This is a genomic window from Achromobacter sp. ISS7, from assembly GCF_056523125.1.
On the sequence record NZ_JAWRZD010000001.1, the window covers coordinates 1,827,050 to 1,851,372 of the forward strand.

20 protein-coding genes are annotated in these 24,323 nt (G+C 69.2%); 8 read left to right on the forward strand and 12 right to left on the reverse strand.

The window, feature by feature from the left end; all coding sequences use genetic code 11:
• Positions 1 to 156 precede the first annotated feature (156 nt).
• Complete coding sequence (locus AC1HFW_RS08375; protein ID WP_479282686.1) at positions 157 to 1,059, reverse strand: LysR family transcriptional regulator; 903 nt, start codon at positions 1,057 to 1,059, stop codon at positions 157 to 159.
• A 72-nt stretch (positions 1,060 to 1,131) separates the two neighbouring features.
• Between AC1HFW_RS08375 and AC1HFW_RS08380 the strand changes: the two genes are divergently transcribed.
• Both AC1HFW_RS08380 and AC1HFW_RS08385 read left to right on the forward strand, forming a co-directional pair.
• Complete coding sequence (locus AC1HFW_RS08380; RefSeq protein ID WP_479282688.1) at positions 1,132 to 1,941, forward strand: amidohydrolase family protein; 810 nt, start codon at positions 1,132 to 1,134, stop codon at positions 1,939 to 1,941.
• A 66-nt stretch (positions 1,942 to 2,007) separates the two neighbouring features.
• A complete protein-coding gene (locus tag AC1HFW_RS08385; protein ID WP_479282690.1) occupies positions 2,008 to 2,967 on the forward strand; it encodes a tripartite tricarboxylate transporter substrate binding protein in 960 nt (319 codons plus the stop codon).
• 25 nt (positions 2,968 to 2,992) lie between these two features.
• Here AC1HFW_RS08385 and AC1HFW_RS08390 read toward each other — a convergent pair whose 3' ends face one another.
• Entirely contained in the window at positions 2,993 to 3,631 is a 639-nt protein-coding gene (locus tag AC1HFW_RS08390; RefSeq protein ID WP_479282692.1) for a LysE family translocator, read from the reverse strand.
• Between the two features lie 73 nt (positions 3,632 to 3,704).
• Entirely contained in the window at positions 3,705 to 5,651 is a 1,947-nt protein-coding gene (gene prpR, locus AC1HFW_RS08395; RefSeq protein ID WP_479282694.1) for a propionate catabolism operon regulatory protein PrpR, read from the reverse strand.
• A 174-nt stretch (positions 5,652 to 5,825) separates the two neighbouring features.
• On the opposite strand from prpR, the gene prpB reads away from it, so the two are divergent.
• Genes prpB through AC1HFW_RS08410 form a run of 3 tightly spaced genes read left to right on the forward strand, consistent with a single transcriptional unit; the run spans position 5,826 to position 10,479 of the window.
• The gene (gene prpB, locus AC1HFW_RS08400) at positions 5,826 to 6,734 is read left to right on the forward strand and encodes a methylisocitrate lyase (protein ID WP_006395047.1); all 909 of its coding nucleotides are present in this window, start codon (positions 5,826 to 5,828) and stop codon (positions 6,732 to 6,734) included.
• Positions 6,735 to 6,793: 59 nt separating this feature from the next.
• Positions 6,794 to 9,463 (forward strand): aconitate hydratase AcnA, encoded by a 2,670-nt coding sequence (acnA, locus tag AC1HFW_RS08405; protein ID WP_479282696.1) that lies wholly within the window; start codon positions 6,794 to 6,796, stop codon positions 9,461 to 9,463.
• A gap of 38 nt (positions 9,464 to 9,501) precedes the next feature.
• Positions 9,502 to 10,479: a Bug family tripartite tricarboxylate transporter substrate binding protein gene (locus tag AC1HFW_RS08410; RefSeq protein ID WP_479282697.1), complete on the forward strand. Its 978-nt coding sequence runs from the start codon at positions 9,502 to 9,504 to the stop codon at positions 10,477 to 10,479.
• A gap of 84 nt (positions 10,480 to 10,563) precedes the next feature.
• Here AC1HFW_RS08410 and AC1HFW_RS08415 read toward each other — a convergent pair whose 3' ends face one another.
• Positions 10,564 to 11,943, reverse strand: coding sequence for an NAD-dependent succinate-semialdehyde dehydrogenase (locus AC1HFW_RS08415; RefSeq protein WP_479282699.1), 1,380 nt, complete (start codon positions 11,941 to 11,943; stop codon positions 10,564 to 10,566).
• 233 nt (positions 11,944 to 12,176) lie between these two features.
• Between AC1HFW_RS08415 and AC1HFW_RS08420 the strand changes: the two genes are divergently transcribed.
• On the forward strand, positions 12,177 to 13,097 hold the full coding sequence (locus AC1HFW_RS08420) for an AraC family transcriptional regulator (protein WP_061071217.1): 921 nt from the start codon (positions 12,177 to 12,179) through the stop codon (positions 13,095 to 13,097).
• Positions 13,098 to 13,119: 22 nt separating this feature from the next.
• Here AC1HFW_RS08420 and AC1HFW_RS08425 read toward each other — a convergent pair whose 3' ends face one another.
• The 3 genes from AC1HFW_RS08425 to AC1HFW_RS08435 all read right to left on the reverse strand — a co-directional run bounded on the left by AC1HFW_RS08425 (position 13,120) and on the right by AC1HFW_RS08435 (position 15,344).
• Positions 13,120 to 13,746 (reverse strand): dihydrofolate reductase family protein, encoded by a 627-nt coding sequence (locus AC1HFW_RS08425; protein WP_479282701.1) that lies wholly within the window; start codon positions 13,744 to 13,746, stop codon positions 13,120 to 13,122.
• A 141-nt stretch (positions 13,747 to 13,887) separates the two neighbouring features.
• A complete protein-coding gene (locus tag AC1HFW_RS08430) occupies positions 13,888 to 14,310 on the reverse strand; it encodes an SRPBCC family protein (protein WP_479282703.1) in 423 nt (140 codons plus the stop codon).
• A gap of 14 nt (positions 14,311 to 14,324) precedes the next feature.
• Complete coding sequence (locus AC1HFW_RS08435; protein ID WP_479282704.1) at positions 14,325 to 15,344, reverse strand: aldo/keto reductase; 1,020 nt, start codon at positions 15,342 to 15,344, stop codon at positions 14,325 to 14,327.
• A 102-nt stretch (positions 15,345 to 15,446) separates the two neighbouring features.
• On the opposite strand from AC1HFW_RS08435, the gene AC1HFW_RS08440 reads away from it, so the two are divergent.
• On the forward strand, positions 15,447 to 16,370 hold the full coding sequence (locus tag AC1HFW_RS08440) for a LysR family transcriptional regulator (RefSeq protein ID WP_479282706.1): 924 nt from the start codon (positions 15,447 to 15,449) through the stop codon (positions 16,368 to 16,370).
• A 6-nt stretch (positions 16,371 to 16,376) separates the two neighbouring features.
• On the opposite strand, the gene AC1HFW_RS08445 is transcribed toward AC1HFW_RS08440, so the two are convergent.
• Entirely contained in the window at positions 16,377 to 18,050 is a 1,674-nt protein-coding gene (locus AC1HFW_RS08445) for an NAD(P)/FAD-dependent oxidoreductase (RefSeq protein WP_006395058.1), read from the reverse strand.
• A gap of 59 nt (positions 18,051 to 18,109) precedes the next feature.
• Complete coding sequence (locus AC1HFW_RS08450) at positions 18,110 to 19,231, reverse strand: agmatine deiminase family protein (RefSeq protein WP_479282710.1); 1,122 nt, start codon at positions 19,229 to 19,231, stop codon at positions 18,110 to 18,112.
• A 130-nt stretch (positions 19,232 to 19,361) separates the two neighbouring features.
• On the opposite strand from AC1HFW_RS08450, the gene AC1HFW_RS08455 reads away from it, so the two are divergent.
• Positions 19,362 to 20,234, forward strand: coding sequence for a LysR substrate-binding domain-containing protein (locus tag AC1HFW_RS08455; RefSeq protein WP_116520901.1), 873 nt, complete (start codon positions 19,362 to 19,364; stop codon positions 20,232 to 20,234).
• Positions 20,235 to 20,258: 24 nt separating this feature from the next.
• On the opposite strand, the gene AC1HFW_RS08460 is transcribed toward AC1HFW_RS08455, so the two are convergent.
• The 3 genes from AC1HFW_RS08460 to AC1HFW_RS08470 all read right to left on the reverse strand — a co-directional run bounded on the left by AC1HFW_RS08460 (position 20,259) and on the right by AC1HFW_RS08470 (position 24,276).
• Positions 20,259 to 22,637, reverse strand: a complete 2,379-nt coding sequence (locus tag AC1HFW_RS08460; RefSeq protein WP_479286478.1) for a TonB-dependent receptor — start codon at positions 22,635 to 22,637, stop codon at positions 20,259 to 20,261.
• Positions 22,638 to 22,799: 162 nt separating this feature from the next.
• Complete coding sequence (locus AC1HFW_RS08465) at positions 22,800 to 23,786, reverse strand: FecR family protein (RefSeq protein ID WP_479282712.1); 987 nt, start codon at positions 23,784 to 23,786, stop codon at positions 22,800 to 22,802.
• Positions 23,773 to 24,276 (reverse strand): sigma-70 family RNA polymerase sigma factor, encoded by a 504-nt coding sequence (locus tag AC1HFW_RS08470; protein ID WP_061074326.1) that lies wholly within the window; start codon positions 24,274 to 24,276, stop codon positions 23,773 to 23,775. Before AC1HFW_RS08470 ends, AC1HFW_RS08465 begins: the two co-directional genes overlap by 14 nt.
• Between the last annotated feature and the right edge of the window lie 47 nt (positions 24,277 to 24,323).

The following is a 24,323-nucleotide window of genomic DNA, read 5'->3' on the forward strand; positions in this document are numbered from 1 at the left end:
ACCAGCGCTTTGCCTGGAACCCATGACCGAGATGGGGTGCTTATGGGTATGGACAGTGCATTCTTTACTTTACATAATATACATTATGCGAATTACGCCCAAACCCGGCAGCAGAGTGGATCCAATCCCACCCAGCCGCCTCATCTTTCCCCGATCTCAAGCCTCGATCACCGAAAAATACGGTGCCTGCGCCAGTTCCTGCCTTGCGATACGGACCACGGCGTCCAGCCCCGCCATGTCGGCCACGCGCGGATATGCCGCGCACAAACGCAACGGAGAAAACGGCCGGTCCTGCTCGTAGCGCATCACGGCGCCTCGTGCCAGCGCATCGGCCATCAGGCCGACCGGCAGCGCGCTCATGCCGACGCCGGCCGTGATCAGTCCGACGATGACGGCCACGCTGGTGCAGGTGCTGAACTCCGGCAATGGCGTGCGTTCCTGGTTGCACCAGGCGGCCACGACCTGATGCAGCGGCGACGGCGGCGGCACCACGAACAGTTTCTGGGCGGCCAGGTCCACTGCCCGCAATCGCGGGCGCGGGTCCAGGCCGATCCAGGCCACCTCGGCCCAGGCCAACGGTTCGACCTGCACGTGATGGCTGACGCCCGCGTCGATGAGAAAGGCGATATCGAGCTGGTTGGTGTTCAGGCGCTCGCTCAGCACCAGGCTGTTAGCGATGGTCAGTTCGACCTGCAGGCGCGGATAACGCTGTTCGAGCTGCCTGACGATGGCCGGCAGGCAGGCCATGGCCATGGTTTCCGACGCGCCCACCCGCAACCGGCCCTGCAGCGGGTCGCCGGTGCGCAAACGGGTTTCCAGTTCATCGAGCACGCCGACCGCCTGCTCGGCGTAACGCCGCGCCAGCACCCCTTCTGCCGTCAGCACCGCCCGCCTGCCCTCGCGCTCGAACAGGCGCACGCCCAGCGCTGATTCCAGCTCGCGGATGCGCAGGGAAATGGTCGGCTGCGTCACATTCATGTGCTCGGCGGCGGCCTGGAATGAACCCAGCCGGGCGATCGCCAGCAGGGCTTCCATCTGGGGAATGGAAAATCGTCTCATCAGGAAAGTTTATACAAAACTGCCAAGAACTTTAATTAGATGGAAGTAAATCCTATTGATAGGATGCGGTGCATGACATCACCGCTGAATCTTCCCGCCGGCGCCGCCGACTGCCACGCGCATGTGCTGCGCACCGATCTGCCGCTGATCGCCGGCCGCCATTCGGCGCCGTTGCGCCATGCCGAGGTCGACGAATACCTGCGGGTCCTGGACGCCCACGGCATCCGCTATGGCGTGCTGACCGCGCCCAGCTTCTACGGCAACGACAACCGCCTGCTGTTGCGGTCATTGCAAGCCGCGGGCGGCCGCCTGCGTGGCACCGCCATCGTCGAGCCGGAGATCGGCGATGCCGAGCTGGACGGCCTGTACGCCCATGGCGTGCGCGGCGTGCGCCTGAACTGGTTGCGGCGCCAGCCCCTGCCGGACAGCGGCAGCCGCGCCTACCGCGCTCTTTATCCGCGCTTGCGCGAGCGCGGCATGCACGTCGAGGTCTACGTCGAAGGCGAGCATCTGGCCGCGGTGCTGCCTCCGATCCTGGCCAGCGGCGTGCGGCTGGTGCTGGACCATTTTGGTGGCCTGACGCCGGGGTTTCCCACGCTGGGCCTGCTGCGCGAGGCCCTTGCCCAAGGCCAGACCTGGATCAAGCTGTCCGCGCCCTACCGCCTGGCGGGCCAGGATGCGGCGGCGTTGACCGCCCTGCTGCTGCGTGAAGCCGGCGCGCAGCGCCTGCTGTGGGGCACGGACTGGCCCTGGGTGTCGAACGAGAGCGAGGTCGACTATGCGCGCTGCCTGGGCTGGCTGGGCGAGTGGCTGCCCGACCCCGGCCCGCGCGACATCATCCTGCGCGATACCCCGAGGCTGCTGTTCGATTTTGCAGACTGATTTTTCCCATAACAATCAACGACCCGTGGCGTCGGCTTGCGGCCGATGCCACACCAGGAGACTGCCATGCCCCGTTTTTCCTTTCCCGTCCGGGCGATTGCCCTGGCCCTTGGCTCGCTGATCGCGGGCGGCGCGCTTGCCGCCGAGCCGATCCGCCTGATCGTTCCCACTACGGCGGGAGGCGGCACCGACGGCTTTTTCCGCATGCTGGCCAAGGATGCCGAACCGCACCTGGGCGCGCCGGTGGTGGTGGTCAACGTGGGCGGCGCCGGCGGCAGCATCGGCGTGACGCAGATGGTGCGCGCCGCGCCCGATGGCAACACGATCGCCGGGGTCTGGCTGGGGCCGGTCACGGTGGCGCCGCACACCACGCCGGTTTCCTATACGCCCAAGGACTACATCGCCGTTGCCCAACTGACCAGCGCGCCCTACGTCATGTGCGTGCAGCACGACTTCGCCGCGGAGGACGGCAAGCAACTGATGCAGTTGCTGCGCAAGGCGCCGAACCGCTATACCTTCGGCACCGATGGCGCGGGCGGTCCCGGGCAGCTGGCGGCGCAGCGCATCTTCAACCGCCAGGACATCCATCAGCGCGACATTCCCTACAAGGGGGCTGGCGATACCCTGCTGGCGCTGCTGGGCGGCCACATCGACATGTACGTGGGCTCGATTCCGCCGGTGCTGCCCTACGTGAAGAGCGGCAAGGTCAAATGCCTGCAATTGACCTCGGCCGACAAGGTGGCGGCGCTGCCGCAAGCCACCAGCCTGAACGAACTGGGCCTGGGCGAGGAACAGACGCTGCTGTGGCGCGGCATCCTGGCGCCCAGGAACACGCCGCCCGAGCGCGTGCAGGCGCTGGAGCGGGCGTTCACCGCGGCGGCGCAATCCTCGGCGACGCGCAGCTTTGTCGAGGATGCGGGCGAACAGATCGCCATCCTGACCGGCGACGCCTTCCGTGCGCAGATCGAACGGGAGTACGCCGCGTTGGGCAAGGTTGCCGAAGGGCTCAAGTTGTCGTCGAAATGAGGCTGGGCGGGCAAGCGCCCGCCCCTCATCCGCGGCTGGAGCCGGAGCGCAGCGTCAGCACCAGGATGCCGGCGCCGATCAGCGTCAGCCCGGCGCCGGCATTGAGCCGCGCGGCGACCACGGGGCGGGACACCAGCCAGCCCGACAGCCGGGCGGCGAAGGCGCCGACGATCGAGAACACCACGAAGGTCAGCGCGGCGAAGATGCCGCCATAGACCAGCATCTGCACCTGTACCGAACCGCGCGCGCTGTCGGCGAACTGCGGCAGGAAGGCCAGCACGAACAGGCCGGGCTTGGGGTTCAGGACGTTGGAGAAGAAGCCCACCGTCAGCACCTTGCGCAACGGCAGGTGGTCGGCCCGGCGGATGGTGACGAGGTCCTTGGCGCGCAATGCCTTCACGCCCAGGTAGATGAGATAGGCGGCGCCCGCCAGCTTGATGGTCCAGAACAGCATTTCCGAGGTCTGCATCAGCAGCGACAGGCCGAAGGTGGCGGCCACGGTGTGCACCATGATGCCGCCGGCCGCGCCCAGGGACGACATGGCGGCCGCCACGCTGCCCTGGCTCAGGCCGCGGCTCAATGCCAGGATGTTGTCCGGGCCGGGCGAGATCACGATGATGCCGCAGGCGAACAGATAGGTAATGAGGACTTCCATCGGGAACATCGTGATCTCCTGGAATTGACTGGCGAGGGTCGGCCGCCCTGCCCGCGCTTGGCGTCGCCAATGATACCGGCCCCTACCCGCCCGTGCGCAACCACCGCCACAACGTGGTCGGGCTGATGCCGAGCTGTTCGCAGGCCTTGCGCCGGTCGCCGCCGCAGCGCGCCAGCACCTCGCGCACGTGGGCCGCCTGCTGGCGCCGGCCATGCGCGGCCAGGTCGCCCGGCTCGGACCGGGCGGCGCTTCGCGTCAGTTCCGGCGCCACGTCGGCCACGATGCGCCGCACCTGTTCGTCCGGCGGCGTGTCGGGCAGCTCCGCCAGGAACACCGCCAGGCGTTCCAGCACGTTTTCCAGTTCGCGGATGTTGCCGGGCCAGTCGTAGGCCAGCAATGCGTCGCGCAAGGCCTCGGGCAACGGCGGCTCGCCGGCCAGGCCCAGGTTCTGCCGCACCCGCTGGTACAGGTTCTGCGCCAGCAGCCAGATGTCGTCGTGCCGTTCGCGCAGCGTCGGCATGTCGATGCGCAGGATGTTCAGGCGGAAGAACAGGTCCTGGCGGAAGGCGCCGGCCGCCACCATGGCCGCCAGGTCGCGATGGGTCGCGGCCATGATGCGCACGTTGACGGGCACCGGTTCGCTGCCGCCCACCGGCATCACCTGACGTTCCTGCAGCACGCGCAGCAGGCGGATCTGCAGCGCCGGCGGCATGTCGCCGATCTCGTCCAGGAACAACGTGCCGTTGTGGGCCGCCTCGAACAGCCCCGGCTTGCCGCCACGGCGGGCGCCGCTGAAGGCGCCGTCCTCGTAGCCGAACAGTTCGCTTTCCAGCAGGGTTTCGGGCAGCGAGGCGCAGTTGACCGCGATGAAGGGGAAATGATGGCGCGCGCTGGCCTGGTGGATGCCCTGGGCCATGACTTCCTTGCCGGTGCCGCTTTCGCCGCCGATCAGCACCGTCGAGTCGACCCGGGCGTAGCGCAGGCCGAGCATGCGGGCCTTTGCCAGCGGCACGGACTGGCCGTGCAGGTCGTCCAGCGTGTAGCGCACGGTGCGAACGCGGGTGCGGGCCCGCGTGCGCAGGCTGCGGTCGGCGCGGTGGATGGCGCCGGCTTCCTGCAAGGTCAGCACCGCGCCCGACAGGCCCGCGCCGCTGGCCAGCGGAATGCGGTTCACCACCACCATCTTGCCGCCCAACCGGTGCACCGATTCGGCCTCGCGCTTGCCGCTGCGCAGCACCTCGTCCAGCGACAGCGCGGGCGATATTTCCTCGAGCCGTCGTCCGGCCAGGCCGGCGGCGGTGATGCCCAGCAGGCGTTCCACGGCCGGATTGAGCGCCTGCACGCGGCCGGCGGCGTCGACGGCGGCCACGCCTTCGTCGAGATTGGCCAGCACGGCGTTCAGGTAGTCGCGGCGGCTGGACTCGACGCGTTGCAGGCGGGTGATTTCGATGGCGTCCTCGATGCACGCGGCCACCGTGGCCAGCGAATACACCAGCACGCCGGCCAGCCCCATGCGTTCGGCATAGTCGACGATCAGGCCCGAACCGACCAGGACCTCGATGCCTTCGTCCTTGAGCTGCTTGGCCTGGGCCAGCGCATCGTCCTGGTCGCGATAGGTGCGCACCAGGATGTCGACGGCGAAGGTCTGCATGAAGGTTTGCAGCTCCGGATACTGGGCATGCTGGCCCAGCAAGGCCACGCGCGGCGAGATCCGGCGCGCCGTGGCCAGCGCGTTCATGACCTCGAAGCCGCTGATCTTGACCTGCACCACCGGCACCGTGACGTGGCGCCGCAGGTAGCTGCCGTTCAGGCCGGCGGCCACCACCACGTCGACGCGGCCCTGGCGAGCGGCGTCGTTGATGACGCTGGCGGCCGCGTCGAAGCCGGCCTCGATCAACTTGAATTCGCCACGCTGGGCGTAGCTGGGCAGGATCTGGGCGAAGGTGCGCGCGATGCGCGCCACGCCCACGGCCCAGATGCGCGGCAGCGCCGCCGGGTCGGATTCCACGGGCGTCGGGACAGTCAGCATGGCGGCATCGGGTGCGAAGGTCGAAATGGCGATTTCATCATTGCGATGGCCGCATTTCAATTATGAAAACCCTACCCTGCCCGGTCGCCGCCCGTCCCAGGGAAGGCGCGATTGGCATGCATCTTGCTTGATGGAACCTCATCCCCCTGCCCTTATCCCCCACGGAGCGACACCATGACGACTTCCCCCGAATCCGACCTGCCCGCCAGCGCCGGCCTGCGACTGCGCAAGGCGATGCAGGCCGAGCAGCCCTTGCAGGTGGTCGGCGCCATCAACGCCAACCATGCGCTGCTGGCGCGGCAGGCCGGCTTTCGCGCCATCTACCTGTCGGGCGGCGGCGTGGCCGCGGGGTCGCTGGGCGTGCCCGATCTGGGGATCGTCGGCCTGGAGGACGTGCTGACCGACGTGCGCCGCATCACCGAGGTCTGCCCCCTGCCCCTGGTGGTCGATGTCGACACCGGTTTCGGCGCGTCGGCCTTCAACGTGGCGCGCACCACGCGGTCGATGATCGCGGCCGGCGCCGCCGCCATGCAGATCGAGGACCAGGCCGGCGCCAAGCGTTGCGGCCATCGCCCCAACAAGGAAGTGGTGACCCTGCCGGAGATGGTCGATCGCATCAAGGCGGCGGTCGATGCCCGCACCGATCCGCACTTCGTCATCATCGCCCGCACCGACGCGCTGGCCAGCGAGGGCCGCCAGAGCGCGCTGGACCGGCTGTCCGCCTGCATCGAGGCCGGGGCCGACATCGCCTTTCCCGAGGCGGTGTACGACCTCGAAGGCTTCCGCGATTTCGCCCGCGCGTTGCCGGCGCCCATCCTGGCCAACATCACCGAGTTCGGCCAGACGCCGTTGCTGACGGTGCAGGAACTGGCCGCGGCCCAGGTCGGCATGGTGCTCTATCCGCTGTCGGCCTTTCGCGCCATGAACCGCGCGGCCCAGCGCACCTACGAGGCGATCCGCCGCGACGGCACCCAGCGCGGCGTGATCGACCAGATGCAGACGCGCATGGAACTCTATGAAAGCATTGGCTATTTCGCCTATGAAGAACGGCTGGACGCGCTGTACGCTGGCAAGGCCGCCTGACACGCCATGAAGACAGCCGGGCGCCGACCCGGCGACAACGGAACGGAGACAAACGTATCGTGCAGCCCCCCGAGCAAGATCCCTATCTGCAGGCCTACGACCCGGACGCGGAATATGGCCGCCATTTCAGCGTGCCGGCGTTCGCCGCCGAGCACGGCCTGCAGGCCGGCCGCCTGCCCTACGTGGCGCGCGTGCTGATCGAGAACGCGTTGCGGCATGAAAGCGCCAGCCACGGCCACCGGCCGCATGCGCTGGCCCTGTTGCAGGCCTATCATCCCGACGCGTCGGCGCCGGACACGCCGGCCGATGTCTGGCTGCATCCGACGCGGGTGCTGGCGCAGGACGTCAGCGGCATCCCCAGCCTGATCGACCTGGCCGCCATGCGCGATGCGCTGCAGGCGCGCGGCGGCGACCCGCGCCGCATCAATCCGCTGATTCCCACCGACCTGATCGTCGATCATTCGCTGATCGCCGAGGAAGGCGGGCACGCCGGCGCGCGCCAGGCCAACGAGGCACGCGAGTACCGCCAGAACCGCGAGCGCTACACCTTCCTGAAGTGGGCCCAGGGCGCGTTCGACAACCTGCGCCTGGTGCCGCCCGGCAAGGGCATCCTGCACCAGATCAACATCGAGTACCTGGCCGAGGTGGCGACCACCCGGCGCACCGCGCAAGGCGTGGCGGTGACCTGTCCCGACACCCTGGTCGGCACCGACAGCCACACCACCATGGTCAACGCGCTGGGCGTGCTGGGCTGGGGCGTCGGCGGCATCGAGGCCGAAGCCGCGATGCTGGGCGACGCGCTGGTGCTGCGCGCGCCCGAGGTCATCGGCGTGCGCCTGTTCAACCGCCCGGCGCCCGGCATCACCGCCACCGACCTGGTGCTCAACCTGACCCGCATCCTGCGCGAGGCCAAGGTGGTGGCGCAGTTCGTCGAGTTCACCGGCGAGGCGCTCGACGGCGTGCTGTCGCTGGAAGACCGCGCCACGCTGGCGAACATGGCGCCCGAATACGGTTCCACCTGCGCCTACTTTCCGGTCGACGAGGAAACCCTGGCCTACCTGGCGCGCACCGGCCGCGGCGCGGCGCACATCGCGCGCGTGCGGCGCTATGCGCAGGCCGCCGGACTCTGGCGCACGCAGGAGCGTCCCGGCTACAGCCGGCTGGTCGAGGTCGACCTGGCGCAGTTCACGCGCGTGGCCGCCGGCCCCAGCCGGCCGCAGGACCGCATGGCGCTGGAGGAAGTGCCGCTGACCTTCGCCAAGGCCACCGCGGCCCTGCCCCGCCATGAACATGCCGACCTGCCGCAGGGCGCGGTGGTGCTGGCGGCGATCACCAGTTGCACCAACACCTCCAACCCGCGCCTGCTGGTGGCCGCCGGGCTGCTGGCGCGCAAGGCGCAGGCGCTGGGGCTGCGGCCCGCGGCGTGGACCAAGACCTCGTTCACGCCCGGCTCGCGGGTGGTGACCGATTACCTGCGCGCCAGCGGGCTGCAGGCCGCGCTGGACGCGGTGGGCTTCCATACCGCCGGCTATGGCTGCGCGACCTGTGCCGGCCTGTCGGGCTCGCTCTCGCCGGCGGTGGAGCAGCGTATCGCCGACGGCTCGCCGCGGGTGGCGGCGGTGCTGTCGGGCAATCGCAATTTCCCCGGCCGCGTCCATCCGCTGGCGCGCGCCAATTACCTGGTGTCGCCGCCGATGGTGGTGGCCTACGCGCTGGCCGGCACGGTCATGCGCGACCTGCAGCGCGAAGCGGTCGGCTGGCGCGCCGATGGCACGGCGGTGATGCTGGCGGACCTGTGGCCCAGCGACGCCGAGATCGACGCCGTGGTGGCCGACTACGTGCGGCCGATGATGTTCACCGAGCGCTACCGCGACGTGTTCGAGGGTGATCCGGCCTGGCAGGCCCTGCCTGGCGGCAGCGGCGCGTGCTATCCGTGGGACGCCGACAGCCTCTACCTGCGCCGGCCACCCTACCTGGATGTGCCGCCGCAGGACGGCAGCGTGCGCATCGAGGGCGCGCGCGCCCTGCTCATCCTGGGCGACTCGGTGACCACCGACCATATCTCGCCCGCCAACGAGATTCCGCCCGAGTCGAGCGCCGGGCGCTACCTGCTGTCGCTGGGCGTGTCGGCCGATGCGCTGCACACCTACCTGGCGCGCCGCGGCAACCACCGCGTGATGATGCGCGCCACCTTCGCCCAGCCTACCCTGGTCAACGAGCTGCTGCCGCAGGGCCCGGCGGGCCTGACCCGCCACCAGCCGGACGGCGCGGTCGAGCCGATCTACGACGTGGCCATGCGCTACCGCGATGCCGGCGTGCCGGTGGTGGTGGTGGCGGGCAAGGACTATGGCAACGGTTCGTCGCGCGACTGGGCCGCGAAAGGCACGCGGCTGTTGGGCGTGCGCGCGGTGATCGCCGAGAGCTTCGAGCGCATCCACCGTTCCAACCTGGTGAACATGGGCGTCCTGCCGCTGCAGCTGCCGGCAGGCGTCACGCGCCTGACGCTGGGCCTGGACGGCAGCGAGACGTTCGACCTCGAGATTGCGGCCGACCTGGCGCCACAGGGCTCGGCCACATGCGTGATCCGCGGCGCCGGCGCGCCGCGCACGCTGGCCCTGCTTTGCCGCCTGGACAACGCGCACGAAATGGAGATCTGGCGTGCCGGGGGCATCCTGCCCGCGGTCCTGCGCCAGGCCCTGGAGGATTCGCAGCACGCTTCACAACCATAAAGATGAGGCAACGCCTCACGCCCTACCAAGGAGACAACATGAAGTTCGACCGACTCAAGTATCCCCTGTACGCCCTCGCGCTCGCGACGGGCCTGATGACGGCGTCCGCGGCCAGCGCCGCGGGCTGGCCCGAGAAGCCGGTGCGCCTGGTCGTGCCGTTCTCGGCGGGCGGCCAGCTCGACAACATGACGCGCATCTTCGCCACCGGGCTGTCCGACCATCTCAAGCAGCCCGTCATCATCGACAACCGCCCCGGCGCGGGTGGCATCATCGGCTCGGACATGGTGGCCAAGGCGCCGGCCGACGGCTACACCTTCCTGGTGGCCGGCAATGGCGCCATCACCAACAAGCTGCTGCGCAGCAAGATGCCCTATGAAGACAGCGACCTGGTGCCGGTCGGGCTGCTGTTCGAGTCCTCGTCGGTCATCGTCGTCAGCGCCAACAGCAAGATCCACTCGCTCAAGGACTGGCAGCAACAGGCGGCCAAGGAAAAGCGTCCCATCCTGTTCGCCACCGCCGGCACCGGCAGCACCGGCCATTTCGTCGCGGAAATGCTGGGCCAGGCGCTCAAGGTGCCGGTGACGGTCGTGCCTTACAAGAGCGGCTCGGAGAGTTCCACCGCGCTGATGGGCGGCCAGGTCGACGCCGCCTCGGAGGCGGCCGTGTCGGTGCGCAACTACATCGCTTCCGGCCGCGTGCGGGCGCTGGCGGCCACGGCGGACCACCGCTCGCCGCTGCTGCCCGACACGCCCACCACCGCGGAACAGGGCTTCGCCCAGATCAACATCACCCACTGGGGCGGCATGTATGCGCCCAAGGGCACGCCGCCGGACCTCATCAAGGCGATGAACCAGGCCATCGCCGACGTCATGGCCACGCCCAAGGTCCGCCAGCAGCTGGTGGATGCGGGCTACGAGGCGATTCCTGGCTCGGTGGAGAAGTTCGGCAGCTTCATCGCCGCCGAGGACAAGCGCCTGGGCGCGATCGTCAAGAGCGCCAACATGAAGGCGGAGTGAGCGTCGCCACTGGGGCGGGCGGCGCCACGGCCGCCCGCCCCGGGAGCGGCGCCGGCATGCCTGAGGGCCGGCGCCGCTCCCGCATCACTTGTCCAGGCCCGCCACCAGCACGTACTTGACCTCGACGTACTCCTCGATCCCGTAGTGGCTGCCCTCGCGGCCGTAACCCGAGTGCTTGATGCCGCCGAACGGCACCGACGCGGTGCCCACCGAGCCGGAATTGAGGATCACCATGCCGGCCTCGATGCGCCGCGACAGGCGCAGCGAACGGGCCAGGTCGCGGGTGAACACGTACGCCACCAGGCCGTACTCGGAGTCGTTGGCGCGCCGCACCACCTCGTCCTCGTCGCCGTAGCGGTAGATCGCGAACACCGGCCCGAAGATCTCGGTGCGGGCGATCCGCATCGTGTCGTCCACGCCGGTCAGCACGGTGGGCGCGTAGAAGTTGCCGCCCCGCGCGTGGCGCTGGCCGCCCAGGGCGACCTGGGCGCCGCGCTGTGTGGCGTCGTCCACCAGCTGCGCCACCTTGTCCACGCCCGCGGCGTTGATCAGCGGCCCCACCACGAATTCCTCCTGCATGCCCTGGTCGACGCGGATCCGCGCCACCTTCCCGGCCACCGCCGCGACGAAGCGGTCATGGATGGCGTCGTGCACGTAGACGCGGTTGGGCGAGATGCAGACCTGGCCCGAGTTGCGCAGCTTGGCCGTGACCAGCTGGGTGGCGGCTTCTTCGATATCGGCGTCGTCGAACACGATGAACGGCGCGTTGCCGCCCAATTCCAGCGTCATCTTCTTCAGATCGTTGCCGCAGGCCGAGGCCAGCAGCTTGCCCACGGCGGTCGAGCCGGTGAACGAGAGCTTGCGGATGCGTGGATCGCCGGTGAAGCGTTCGCCGATGTCCTTGGGGTCGCCGGTCACCATCTCGAAGACGCCGGCCGGGATGCCGGCCTGGCGCGCGTAGTCGAGCATCCTGTAGGCCGTCAGCGGCGTCAGTTCGGACGGCTTGATGATCATGGTGCAACCCGCCGCCAGCGCGGTGGCGATCTTGCGGGCGATCATCATGAAGGGGAAGTTCCAGGGCGTGATGGCCGCGGTCGGGCCGGCGGGCTCCTTGAACACCAGGACTTCGGCGTGGGCGGCGTGCGAGGGGATGGTGTCGCCGTAGACCCGCTTGGCCTCTTCCGCGTACCACTCGACGAAGCCCAGGCCGTAGTCGATTTCGCCCAGCGCTTCGGCCAGGCACTTGCCGTTTTCCTGCACCATGACTTCGGCGAAGGCGCGCTTGTCGGCCCGCATCAGCTCGAACCAGCGGCGCAGCAGGTCGCCGCGTTCGCGGGCCAGCTTGCGCGACCAGGCGGGAAAGGCGGCGCAGGTGCGGTCGATGGCCGCCTGCACCTCGGCGCCGGTCAGCTCGGGCGCCTGGCCGACCAGGGAGCCGTCGGCGGGGTTGTATACGTGGATCATGATGTCTGCCTTTACAGGTGGGATGGCGCCGGCTCGGGGTATCGCCGGCATGGATTGCATAATAAAATTGCAGCAATCCAGCATCCATGGCATTGAATCTTTGTTCATTGCCTAAAAGTATTGAAATGGCAACTTCCAGGCAGTCCCGGAAAAACTCACTATTGGTCCCGCCACCGGGGCCCGATGACGCCCCGGTCCGCGATGCCCAGCGGGCGGACGACTCGCAGGCGCGAGTGCGCCAGCGCACGGTTGCCCTGCTGCAGGCGCTGGCGCCCGACGAGGGCTACAACCTGACGGTGCTGCCGGACGTGCGCCTGCTGCGCTCGAATCGCCCGCTGAAGTCCGTGCCGGTGCTGTACGACCCGGGCATCGTGATCGTGTGCCAGGGCCGCAAGCGCGGCCACTTCGGCGGCGCCACCTATCTGTACGACGCGCGCCACTGCCTGGTGGTCTCGGTGCCCGTGCCCTTCACGATGGAGACGGACGCCAGCGAGCAGGAGCCGCTGCTGGCCCTCTACATGCATCTGGATTTCAAGTTGGCCGCGGACCTGATGCTGCAGATCGACCAGCTGGGCGGCGTCGCGGCGGCCGAGCCCAAGGGCATGATGTCCAGCCCGATGAGCCCGCGCCTGTCCGAGTCGGTGTTGCGGTTCCTCGAGGCGATGAGCCGGCCGATGGAGGCGCAAATCCTCGGCCCGTCGCTGGTGCGCGAAATCTACTTCCAGATCCTGACGGGCGACCAGGGGCCGTCGATGCGCGCGGCCCTGTCCATGCAGGGGCATTTCGGCAAGGTGACGCGGGCGCTGCGGCGCATCCATGCGGCCTACCCGCAGGACTTGGACGTCGACCAGCTGGCGCGCGAGGCCGGCATGAGCGTGCCGGCGTTCCACGTGCATTTCAAGGCGGTGACGCAGACCTCGCCGATGCAGTACCTGAAGTCCACCCGCCTGCACCAGGCGCGGCTACTGATGGTGCGCAACGGGCTCACCGCGGCGGCGGCCAGCGCGGCGGTCGGCTACGACAGCCCGTCGCAGTTCAGCCGCGAGTTCAAGCGCGTCTTTGGCCGCAGCCCGGTCGAGGAAGTGAAGCGCATGAAGGCCGAGTTCGCCGTGCCGCCGGCCTTCGCCGCGTCGACCTACGTGTCATCGCACTGAGGCACGGCCCGCTGCTTGCGGTTCACTCGCCGTCTTCGAACGATCCCGTGCGCACTTCGCCGCCGCGCCGGTAGCGGCTGACGAGCACGCCGCCCGGCGTGGCGTCGGCCCGTTCCAGCGTGAAGGCGCGCGCCTGCGCGTCGTCGCCGAACACGCGCTTGCCGGCCCCCAGCATGACCGGGTAGACCAGCAGGGACAGATCGTCCACCAGATCCGCCGCCAGCAGCTGGCGCACCGTGTCGCCGCTGCCGAACGTCAGCAGGTCCGCCCCGCCCTGGCGCTTGAGCGCGCGGACCGCCTGGGCCAGGTCGCCGGACAGCGCCCGGCTGCCCAGCCAGGACAGGCCCTCGGGCCGGTGCGTGACCACGTGCTTGGGCACGCTGTTGAGGCGGTCCGCCAGGCCGCGGCTGCCCGAGCTGGCCGGCACGTGCGGCCAATATCCCGCGAAGATGTCGTAGGTGCGCCGGCCCAGCAGCAGTTCGAACGGCGCCGCCATCAGGTCGCGCACGTGCCGGCCGATGATGTCGTCGGCGTAGGGCACGGTCCAGCCGCCCAGACAGAAGCCGCCGGCCGGGTCTTCATTCGGCCCGCCGGGGCCCTGCACGACGCCGTCCAGGCTGGTGAAGAGGGAAACGATGAGTTTGCGCATGCCGTTCTCCAGGAAAGTGGATCGGAGGGATCCCTGGCACTACGACGAACGGCGCTGGCGAAAATCGACAGGGCCGGCGCGACGGGGGCGTCGGCCGGCCAGCGGGCGGGGAACGGCCGCGGCCGGCCCTCCCCCGCGCGGTCAGGCCATCGTGGCCAGCGTGTCCCGCAACGCGGCCAGGCCGTCGCGGTAGATGCCTTCGAACAGGTCTGACGCTTGCTCGTCGCTCACGCCGGCCGGCGTGAAGCGCCCCGACCATTCGACCCGAGCCGCGCGGCCGTCGTCCAGGCCGACCACGCGCAGCGTGGAGCGGTAGCCGGTGACGGGAAACGGCGCCCGCAGGATCGAATAGGTGTAGCTGCGCGCGTCATTGTCGAAGGCTTCCAGCCGTTCGACGATGGCGTCGCCGGCGGGGTTGAGCAGGCTGCGCACGCGGCCGCCTTCGCTCAGTTCGCTGCGGGGGATGTACGGCAGCCAGTCGGGCAACGAGTCGAAACCGCCGATCAGTTGCCAGACGCGGTCCGGCGTGGCCGCCAGGGTGATGCTTGCAGAGGCTAGTGCCATTGCGGTCTCCGGGTTCAGTGACGGTCGATGGGCAGCGGCGCGTTGGCGGCCACCAGGCCCTGTTCCCGCAGGTCGCGCCAGAAATCGGCGGGGATGACCGCCTGCAGCGCCGCGGCGTCCTCGGCGATGCGCTGCGGCCGGCTCGCGCCCGGAATCACGGCGGCCACGGCCGGGTTGGCCAGCGAGAATTGCAGCGCCGCCGCCTTGATGCCGACGTCGTGGCGCTGCGCCACGGCCTTGATGCGCTCGACCTTGGCGATGATGTCGGCCGGCGCCTTCTGGTATTCGAAGTGCGAGCCGCCGGCCAGGATGCCGGAGCTGTACGGGCCGCCGACCACGATGTCGGTGCCGCGTTCGGCGGCCTTGGGCATCACGCGCTGCAAGGCGCGTTCATGGTCGAGCAGCGTATAGCGGCCAGCCAGCAGGAAACCGTCGGGCCGCGCCTCGCTCAGGTCCAGGGTCAGCTCGATCGGCTCGACCCGGTTCACGCCCAGGCCCCAGGCCTTGATCACGCCTTCGTCGCGCAGCCGGGTCAGGACGCGGAAGGCGCCCTTGCGCGCCACTTCGAAGTACGAGAGCCAGTCGTCGCCATAGAAATCCTGGGCGATATCGTGGATCCAGACGATATCGAGGCGGTCGGTCTTCAGGCGCTTCATGCTGTCCTCGATCGAGCGCAGCGTGGCGTCGGCGGAATAGTCGTTGACCATCTTGTTGGGGCGGCCGGCCACGAACAGGCCGCTTTTCTCGCCCAGGGCGCGTGCGGCGGCGTCCTCGACTTCGTCCAGGACGAGGCGGCCGACCTTGGTGCTGAGCACGTAGTCGTCGCGGTCGCGGCGGGCCAACGCCTCGCCCAGGCGGATCTCGGCCAGGCCGGCGCCGTAAAACGGTGCCGTATCGAAATAGCGCACGCCCTGGTCCCAGGCGGCGTCCACCGTGGCCCGCGCTTCCGCTTCCGGGATGTCACGGAACATATTGCCCAGCGGGGCGGTGCCGAAGCCGATGAGGCCGCCGGCCAGCTTGTCTTTGATGCTCATGTTTGCTCCTGCAAATCAGTTGAAGTGGAGCCAGTCTAGGATTGCCAGTTAAGTCTGTCCAAGACATAATTTGCGCAACTTGAGTCATTCATGGTCTTACCGATGGATCTACGCCAACTTCGCTATTTCGTCGCCGTCGCCGAAGACGAGCACGTCGGGCGCGCGGCCGAACGGCTGCATATTTCGCAATCCCCCCTCAGCCGGCAGATCGCCCAGCTGGAGGAAAAACTCGGGCTGGTGCTGTTCGAGCGTTCGCAGCAGCGCATCCGCCTGACGCGCGACGGGCGCACCTTCCTGGCCGAGACGCGCGCCTTCCTGACCCACGCCAGCCGCCTCGAATCGCTGGCGCGGCGGCTGGGTCGCGGCGACGAGGGCGGCCTGTGCATCGGCTACCTGGAATACGCCATGCATTCGGGCGTGCTGCCCGATGCCCTGCGCGCCCTGCGGGATGGCCGCCCGGCCGTGCACATCGCCCTGTACAACCAGCAATCGGACGTGCAGCTCGAAGGCCTGCGCCAGCGCAGCCTGGACGTCGCGCTGGTGTGCGAACCGCCGGCGCCGGACGATCCCGACCTGGAAGCCGCCCAGGTGCTCAACGATCCGATGCTGCTGGCGCTGCCCGCCGGGCATCCGCTGGCGGACGCCGACGCCATCACCGCCGAGGACCTGGCCGCGCAGAAGTGGATCGGGGTGATGCACAAGGAAAGCGCGCTGCGGCATGACACCTTTATCGCCGCCTGCGCCAAGGCCGGCTTTACGCCGGCGATCTCGCTGGAGGCGACGGAACCGCTGGCCGCGTTGGGGCTGGTGGCGGCCGGGCTGGGCGTGACCACGGTGCAGCGCAGCCTGCGCCATCAGGCGCCGGCCGGCGTGGTGCTGCGTGAATTGTCGTGGTTTGCCTACCGGACGCCGCTGTGGGCGGCCTGGCACAAGGTCAACCTGCGTCCGCTGGTGGAGATTTTCCGCAAGACGCTGGTGGCGGGCAGCGGCGCCACGCGGGAAAGCGCCGGGAAGGAACCGGCCTGACCTGAATCAATAGTCGTCGCTGGCGCCGCGGCGGTTGCCGCCGGTGATGCCGGGCTTGCCCAGCACGTGTAGCGCGACGGCTTCGGCCACTTTCATGCCGTCGATGGCGGCGGACATGATGCCGCCGGCGTAGCCCGCGCCCTCGCCCGCCGGGAACAGGCCGTCGGTGTTCATGCTCTGGAAGTCGTCGCGGCGCGTGATGCGCAGCGGCGACGACGTGCGGGTCTCGACCCCGGTGAGCACCGCGTCATGCATCGAGAAGCCCTTGATCTGGCGCTCGAACGCCGGCAGCGCTTCGCGGATGGCGGCAATCGCGTAGTCCGGCAGGCTGGACGACAGGTCGGTCAGCGTGACGCCCGGCTTGTACGACGGCGTGACGCTGCCCAGCGCGGTCGAGGGCCGGCCGGCCAGGAAGTCGCCCACCAGTTGCGCCGGCGCGCTGTAGTCGCCGCCGCCCAGCTCGTAGGCGCGCGCCTCCCAGTGACGCTGGAAGTCGAGCCCGGCCAGGGGCGACTGCTCGATGCCGGGAAAGTCCTTGGGCTCGATGCCCACCACGATCCCGGCGTTGGCGTTGCGCTCGTTGCGCGAGTACTGGCTCATGCCGTTGGTGACCACGCCGCCCGGCTCCGAGGCGGCCGCCACCACGGTGCCGCCCGGGCACATGCAGAAGCTGTAGACCGCGCGGCCGTTGCCGGCGTGATGCACCAGCTTGTAATCGGCCGCGCCCAGCACCGGATGGCCGGCGCTGGGGCCGAAGCGGGCCCGGTCGATCACGGATTGCGGATGTTCGATCCGGAACCCCAGCGAGAACGGCTTGGGTTCCATGAACACGCCGCGCGCATGCAACATGCGGAAGGTGTCGCGGGCGCTGTGGCCCACCGCCAGCACCACGTGGCTGGCGGCGATGAATTCCCCGCCCGCCAGGCGCACGCCGCGCACCCGGCCGTCCTCGATCTCGATGTCGTCGACGCGGCTCTCGAAGCGGAACTCGCCGCCCAGGGATGCGATCTGCGCGCGCATCTGCTCGATCATCTTCACCAGGCGGAAGGTGCCGATGTGCGGCTTGCTGACGTACAGGATCTCGGGCGGCGCATCGGCGGCGACGAATTCCTGCAGCACCTTGCGGCCGTAATGCTTGGGGTCCTTGACCTGGGTCGAGAGCTTGCCGTCGGAGAACGTGCCCGCCCCGCCCTCGCCGAACTGCACGTTCGATTCAGGCTGCAGCGTGTTCTTGCGCCACAGTCCCCAGGTGTCCTTGGTGCGCTCGCGCACCACCCGGCCGCGTTCCAGGATGATCGGCCGGAAACCCATCTGCGCCAGGATCAGCGCGGCGAACAGGCCGCACGGGCCGAAGCCGATCACCACCGGGCGGCTGCCTTCGGGCAGGTCCGTCGGCGCCTGGCCGACGTACTGGTATTCCATAGGGGGCGTGGGCGCGACGGTGCGCAGGCCCGCGAGCCGCTTGAGGACGGCGGCCTCGTCGGCCACCTCGACATCGATGGAATAGGTCAGCGTGATCGCGCTGCGCTTGCGGGCGTCGTAGCTGCGGCGAAAGATGGTGAGCGCGAGCAAGGCTTGCGGGGCGATGCCAAGGCGGCTACAGGCCGCGTCGCGCAGGGTATTTTCGATGTCGTCCTGGGAGGTCGACAGGGGCAGGATGATTTCGGTCAGGCGCAACATGAGGCAGGGGAACCGTGTCAGGGTTCAAGGGCTCGTAAAACGCGTATTAGAACACGCGCCTAGGCCGGCAACTGATGCGTCACGCAGTGGATCCCGCCGCCGCCCGCGGCGATCGCGTCGATGTCCAGCTGCACCACGTCGCGGCCGGGATACAGCGCGCGCAGCAGGTCCCGCGCCTTGCCGTCGGCGCGGGCATCGCCGAACTCGGGCGCGATCACGGCGCCGTTGATGACGAAGTAGTTGATGTAGCCGGCGGCGAAATCGTCGTTGTCTTCCTGGTAGACGCTGGCCCTGGGGCGGCGCGGCGGCGACAGCGTGTGCAGTTGCAGCGGGTTGCCGTCGGCGTCGGTGGCGGACTGGAGGATATCCAGGTGCGCGCGCGTCACGTCGTAGTCGTGCGAGTCCGGATCTTCCTCCAGGTTGGCCACCACCACGCCAGGCCGCGCGAAGCGGGCGTAGAAGTCGACGTGGGCGTCGGTGATGTCCTTGCCCTTGATGCCCGGCAGCCAGATGATCTTGCGCAGCCCCAGGCAGAACTTCAACTCCTCCTCGACCTCGGCGCGGCTCCAGCCCGGATTGCGGTTGCGGTTGACCCAGCAGCTTTCGGTCATGATGCCGGTGCCGCGGCCGTCCACCTCGATGCCGCCGCCCTCGCCCACCAGTTCGCTGCGCACGTGGCGCGCGCCCGTCACCCTGGCCACCCGCTCGGCCAGCAAGGCGTCGGCCTGGTGTCGCTGCTTGTCGCCCCAGCCGTTGAAATTGAAATCCATCGCGGTCAGGCCGCCCTGCCCGTTCACCAGGAAGTTGGCGCCGATGTCGCGCATCCAGATGTCGTCGAGGTCGGCGGCCAGATAGGTGGTGTTGGCGTCGCCGCAGTGGCGCCGGGCCAGCGCCGTCTCGGCCTCGCGGCAGAACACGGTGACCGGCTGGTAGCGCGCGATGGCACGCGCGATACGTCCCTGCGCGGCCTGCACATCGGGCGTGAAGTCTTTCCAGATCGCCGGTTGTGCGCCAAAGGCGATGAAGGCCCGGGCCTGCCGGTCGGCTTCGTCGGGCATGCGCCACGGCTCGCCGGAAGCGGCCCGCGCTGGGCTCGCGGCCAGCCCGAAGCCGGCGGCGGCAAGCGCCCGGCCCGCGGCGAGCCCGGATAGCTGTTTGACGAAATGGCGGCGGGTAAACATAAGCAAATCCAATCAGCGTGAAAACAAGGGAAGAATCGGGCCTGCGACCCATGAATGCATCGTAGAGCGCGCCGCGCACCGCCAACAAGCGATATATTTAGCGGACATCTGATTAGATTTGCTTATCAATATGCTCAAACAATGGCCCCCGCTGAACGTGTTGCGCGGCTTCGAGGCCGCCGCCCGCCTGGGCAGTTTCCACAAGGCCGCCGACGAACTGCACCTGACCCAGTCGGCCATCAGCCAGCAGATCCGCAGCCTGGAAACCTACCTGGAACAACCGCTGTTCCTGCGCCAGGGACGCAGCGTGACGCTGACCGACGCCGGCGCCGACCTGCTCGGCACCACCCAGGCGATGCTGCTGCAACTGGCGACGGGCATCCGCCGCCTGGACCAGTACCGCAAACCGAACCAGCTGATCGTGAACACCAGCCCGGCGTTCGCGCGCCATTGGCTGGTGCCGCGCCTGCACACGTTCCACGCCCGCCATCCCGAGGTCGACCTGTGGCTCTACACCAGCGACCCGGCGCCGGACATGGCCACGCAGACCATCGATATCGCCCTGCGCGACGATATCGGCCCGCAGGCCGATTGCGATTTCCGCGTGCTGTGCGAGGACCGGCTGTTCGCCGCCTGCCATCCGCGCCTGCTGGCGGCCGATCCGGCGCAACGCACCACGCTGCATGGCGAACGCGAAATGGACTGGAGCTATTGGCGCATGCAGGGCGGCGCCGATGTGGGCCAGCGTGACAGCGGCCTGAACTTCTCGGATCCGGGGCAACTGCTGGACGCCGCGAGCCAGGGGCTGGGCATCGGCCTGGTGGCGGCGCTGCTGGCGCAGCGCGCCTGCGCGGAAGGACTGCTCGCGCCGATGACGCCACAGACCGTGCGCGGCCCGACCTGGCGCTGGCTGGTGCACCGCGATAGCCGCAACGCGCTGGCCGCGGGTTTTTGCGCCTGGCTGTGCGAGCACCTCGGGGTGGACTGGCAGCCCTGGCGCTGAGCGCCGCGCCAGGGCCGTCGACGCCTACCAGCGATGCTGGTACGTCAGGGTCAGCACCGTGCCCGGGGCCGGCAGGCGGCTGGTATTGGTGCTGGTGCGCATCAGCTGGCTGTAGAGCGGGTAATAGTCGCGGTTGAACAGGTTCTCGACCCCGACGATCACCGTGTCCTTCGGCGTGACCTGGTAGCGGCTCATCAGGTCCACCGTGAAGTAGCTGCCCACGTCGCGGCGGCCGAAGCCCTCGACGCCGTCCAGCCGGTAGTCCTTGCCGCCGAAGTAGTTGGCCTGGATGCGGTTGTTCCAGCGCTCGTTCGGGCGGTACTGCAGGTACGCGGTGAGCTTGAGCGGCGGGATGCGGTAGCCGGTCATGTCGCGCCATTGGCCGTTGTCGGGCCGTTCGCGTCCCTTCATCCAGGTGAACGTGCCGCCCGTGCCCCACTTCTCGTCGTCGGTCAGGTAGTCCACCGTCGCCTCGATGCCGTGGATGCGCTCTTCGGTGCGGGTCAGGATCAGGCCGTTGTTGAAGCTCTGCACGTCGCCCAGCTTGGAGGTGGTGTAGAACAGCGCCAGCGACGCGGTCGTATTGCCCACCCCGCCGCGCCAGCCCAGCTCGTAGTTGTTGGTCTTGACTGGCTGCAGGTCCGACGAGCCGATATCGAAGCCCGGCCGCGCGTTGCGCATCTGCACGCCGATGTCCGGCAGCTGGAAGCCCTGGCTGAAGTTGGCGTACAGCTCCTGGCCGCGGATCGGCGCATAGGTCAGGCCGGCGTTGAACAGGAAGGCGTCGTAGCTGACCGAACCGCCCTGCACCGAGGCCGGCGACGCCACCCGCGACTGCGACAGCGGCACGAAGTCGCCGAAGCGCGCCGTGGCGTACTCGTAGCGCGCCCCGCCCTGCACCGACCATTGCTCGTTGAAGCGGTGTTCCAGCTGGCCGAAGATGCCGGTGCTACGCGAGGTCAGCTCGGGCATGTAGGTCAGGCGGCCGGTCTTGCGGAACACCCGGCCGCCGCTGGCGTCGTAGGCCGCCGCGTCGAACACGTCGATCGGCATGTCGCTGCGTTCCTGGTTGAAGTCCATGCCCCACAGCAGCTTCGATTGCTCGCCCAGCGGCGTGTCGATGGTGAGACGGCTGCCGAACACCTTGCTGTTCTGCATGACCTGATCGACGTTGCCGCCGCGCGTGACCACGGCGCGCGCGTCGAACGGCGTGAAGCGCGTGTAGTAGTCGCGGTAGTACATCTGCGCCGTGACCTTGCTGCCCAGCAGGTCCAGGTGCTGGTATTCCAGGTTCACCAGCGTGTTGCGGATCTGGTTCTGGTCCGCCAGGTCCAGGCCGCTCAGCGGCAGCGCGCGCGCCGTGCCGGGCGGCAGCCGGCCGACCGAGGGATCGGAGGTGTAGTCGGAGTTCTGGTCGGCGTTGTAGTAGCTGGCCGACAGCTGCAGGCGCTGCTTGTCGTCCAGCCGCAGCCCGAGCTTGCCGCCCAGGCTGTAGATGTTCGAATCGAACAGGTCGCCCTGGCTGGGCTCGGGCGCGATGCGGCGGCCGCGCGCGTCGTACGAGGCGCCGTTGTGGCGCGCGCCCAGGTCCAGCGCGTAGTCCAGCATGCCCTGGCTGCCGGCGAAATGCTGCTGCAGCTGTCCGCCCAGGCCGTCGCCGCTCAGCCGGCTCAGGGGACTGACGGCGGTCACGGTGGTCTCGGCCACCGGTTCGCCGCCGGCCGGCCGCGTGGTGATCGAGACGATGCCGCCGGTGGCCCCGGCGCCGTAGATCGAGCTGCTGCCGCGCAGCACCTCGACGCGCTCGATGGTGGCCGGATCGACGTTGGCGAGGTTGCGCGACGAATCACGGTTGGTGTTCAGCGGAATGCCGTCCACCAGCACCAGCACGCCGCGTCCGCGCAGGGTCTGGCCGTAGTCGGTCATGGTGCGGCTGGAATCGGCCATGCCCGGCACGGTCTTGGCCAGCACGGTGGCCAGGCTGTCCGAGCCGGTGCGCAGTTCCTGCAAGGCGTCGCGCTCCAGCACGATGGTCTGCTGCACCGGGCTCACCAGGTTGCTGGCCGTGCGCGAGGCGCTGACCTCGATCGGCGCCAGCACGGTGGCCGCACTGGCGGCCTCGGGTTCGATGATGGTGGCCGTGCCCTCCTGCCGCAACCGCAGCGGCTTGCCCTGCAGCAGCGCCGCCAGCGCCTGCTGCGGCGTCATCGAGCCGGACAGCGCCGGCGCCTGCATGCCCGCCACGGTCTGGGGCGCATAGAAGATCTGTAGCCCGTGCGCTTCGGCCAGCCGCTTGAGCGCCTGGTCGAGCGACTGCGCCGGCATGTCGATGGCGACGGGCGCCGTTGCCTGCGCGCTGGCCATCCCCGGTCCGAACGCCAGCAATGCCGCCATCGCGGCCATCGTCAGGCGCGCACCCACCGGCGCGCCTTGTCCCATTTTCTTGTGAACCACAGCTTCTGCTCCTGATCCGTTCTCGGTAGGCCCCATGCCCCACGGAATCAAGAAGAAGACGCAATACGGCGAAAAAACCTGAATGTCCGGGCCAACTATTTTGTAACCGCGTCAGCGCGGCGCGATTTCGCTGCGGCCGTCGGGCAGCTGGCGCACCCGCACCGGCAGGATGTGCGGCAAGGCCGTGAGGAAGGCGTCGGTGTCGCGGGTCTGGAACACGCTGGTCACGGTGAGATGCTCGATGCCCGGCGCCAGCACCACCGGATGCGGGCGGTAGCGCGACACTTCCCGCGCCGCGCTGGCCAGGTCGGTATTGCTGAAGCGGATCTGGCCGCCGCGCCAGGCCAGCGTCGCGGCCACGTCGACGGGCTCGACCCGGTCGGCCTGCCCGGCGGCGCCGATGCGCACGCCCTGCCCGGCCTCGACCGGCACGGCCGCGGCGTCGCGTGCGCCGGCCACCTTGACCGAGCCGGACTCCACCAGCACCCGCACCTGCTCCGCGTCGCGGCGCACGTCGAAGCGCGTGCCGGTCACCACCGCGGTGCCCAGCCCGGCATCCACCACGAACGGGCGCGCGGCGTTCTTTTCGACCGAGAACAACGCCTCGCCTTCAACCAGCGCCACGCGCCGCTCGGCATCGTCGAAGCGCACGCGGATGCGGCTGTTGCTGTTCAATTCGGCGCGGGACCCATCGGGCAGCGCCACGCTGCGCAGTTCGCCGACCTGCGTCTGGTATTCCGTCCAGCCCGCGCCGCGCGGCCACAGCGCCCAGCCGCCCACGGCGATGATCGCGGCGCCCAGGCTCAAGGCCAGCGCCGCTCGCCGCCCCGCATGGGTCGTCCGGCGCGGCGGCTCGGCCAGGGCGCGCAGGCGTTCGGGCGCGACGCTGTCCGCGGCCTGCCAGATCGATTCCAGCATGCGGTACTCGTAGGCGTGGCGCGGATCGGCGGCCAGCCAGTCGGCGCGCGCCTGTTCCTGCGCGGCGTCCCACTCGCCGGAATGGGCGCGCGCGAACCACCGCGCCGCGTCGGCGCGGATGGCATCGGCGCCGGCGGCGTGGCCGGCGTGTCCGGGCGATGCGGCGTCAGTTGGGCGCATAGGCCCCCAGCCGTTCCCGCAGATGCAGGGCGGTACGGATCATGTATTTCTCGACCATGTTCTTGCTCAATCCCATGCGCTCGGCGATCTCGGCCTGCGTCAGGCCTTCCAGCCGCTGCCAGACGAACACCTGGCGGCACTTGAGCGGCAGTTCCGCCAGCGCCGCTTCCAGCGCCTGGCCCAACTGCCCGGTGCGCGCCTGGGCCATCGGGTCGCCCAGGGGGCTGGCGTGGTCGGCAATGGTATCAAGCGGCACCCATTCCTGCCCGCCGTCGCGGCGGAACTGGTCAACGGCCGCGTTGCGCGCGGCCTGGTGCAGGTAGGCGCGCGGCTGCGCCACCTGCGCCGGGTCCGTTTCCAGGCACTTGACCAGCGCGTCGTGGGTCAGATCGCGCGCGGCGTCGCGGCAGCCCAGCTTCCGGGTCCAGACCGCGAGCAGTTCTTCGTAATAGGCCAGGAAGCCGGATGGGCGGGACGAACGCAATGACATGGCGCGCAATCGATAGAGGCATGCATGATAATGGTTTCCATTTGCAT

Excerpts from the sequence above, each read along its gene's own strand:
- AC1HFW_RS08385 (WP_479282690.1), top strand. The coding sequence starts at position 2,008 with ATGCCCCGTTTTTCCTTTCCCGTCCGGGCGATTGCCCTGGCCCTTGGC.
- prpR (WP_479282694.1), bottom strand. The coding sequence starts at position 5,651 with ATGCTGACTGTCCCGACGCCCGTGGAATCCGACCCGGCGGCGCTGCCG.
- AC1HFW_RS08375 (WP_479282686.1), bottom strand. The coding sequence starts at position 1,059 with ATGAGACGATTTTCCATTCCCCAGATGGAAGCCCTGCTGGCGATCGCC.
- AC1HFW_RS08465 (WP_479282712.1), bottom strand. The coding sequence starts at position 23,786 with ATGCGCCCAACTGACGCCGCATCGCCCGGACACGCCGGCCACGCCGCC.
- AC1HFW_RS08445 (WP_006395058.1), bottom strand. The coding sequence starts at position 18,050 with ATGTTGCGCCTGACCGAAATCATCCTGCCCCTGTCGACCTCCCAGGAC.
- AC1HFW_RS08470 (WP_061074326.1), bottom strand. The coding sequence starts at position 24,276 with ATGTCATTGCGTTCGTCCCGCCCATCCGGCTTCCTGGCCTATTACGAA.
- AC1HFW_RS08430 (WP_479282703.1), bottom strand. The coding sequence starts at position 14,310 with ATGGCACTAGCCTCTGCAAGCATCACCCTGGCGGCCACGCCGGACCGC.
- AC1HFW_RS08415 (WP_479282699.1), bottom strand. The coding sequence starts at position 11,943 with ATGATCCACGTATACAACCCCGCCGACGGCTCCCTGGTCGGCCAGGCG.
- AC1HFW_RS08435 (WP_479282704.1), bottom strand. The coding sequence starts at position 15,344 with ATGAGCATCAAAGACAAGCTGGCCGGCGGCCTCATCGGCTTCGGCACC.
- AC1HFW_RS08460 (WP_479286478.1), bottom strand. The coding sequence starts at position 22,637 with ATGGCCGCGATGGCGGCATTGCTGGCGTTCGGACCGGGGATGGCCAGC.
- AC1HFW_RS08390 (WP_479282692.1), bottom strand. The coding sequence starts at position 3,631 with ATGTTCCCGATGGAAGTCCTCATTACCTATCTGTTCGCCTGCGGCATC.
- AC1HFW_RS08425 (WP_479282701.1), bottom strand. The coding sequence starts at position 13,746 with ATGCGCAAACTCATCGTTTCCCTCTTCACCAGCCTGGACGGCGTCGTG.
- AC1HFW_RS08450 (WP_479282710.1), bottom strand. The coding sequence starts at position 19,231 with ATGTTTACCCGCCGCCATTTCGTCAAACAGCTATCCGGGCTCGCCGCG.
- prpB (WP_006395047.1), top strand. The coding sequence starts at position 5,826 with ATGACGACTTCCCCCGAATCCGACCTGCCCGCCAGCGCCGGCCTGCGA.
- AC1HFW_RS08440 (WP_479282706.1), top strand. The coding sequence starts at position 15,447 with ATGGATCTACGCCAACTTCGCTATTTCGTCGCCGTCGCCGAAGACGAG.
- AC1HFW_RS08455 (WP_116520901.1), top strand. The coding sequence starts at position 19,362 with ATGCTCAAACAATGGCCCCCGCTGAACGTGTTGCGCGGCTTCGAGGCC.
- AC1HFW_RS08380 (WP_479282688.1), top strand. The coding sequence starts at position 1,132 with ATGACATCACCGCTGAATCTTCCCGCCGGCGCCGCCGACTGCCACGCG.
- AC1HFW_RS08410 (WP_479282697.1), top strand. The coding sequence starts at position 9,502 with ATGAAGTTCGACCGACTCAAGTATCCCCTGTACGCCCTCGCGCTCGCG.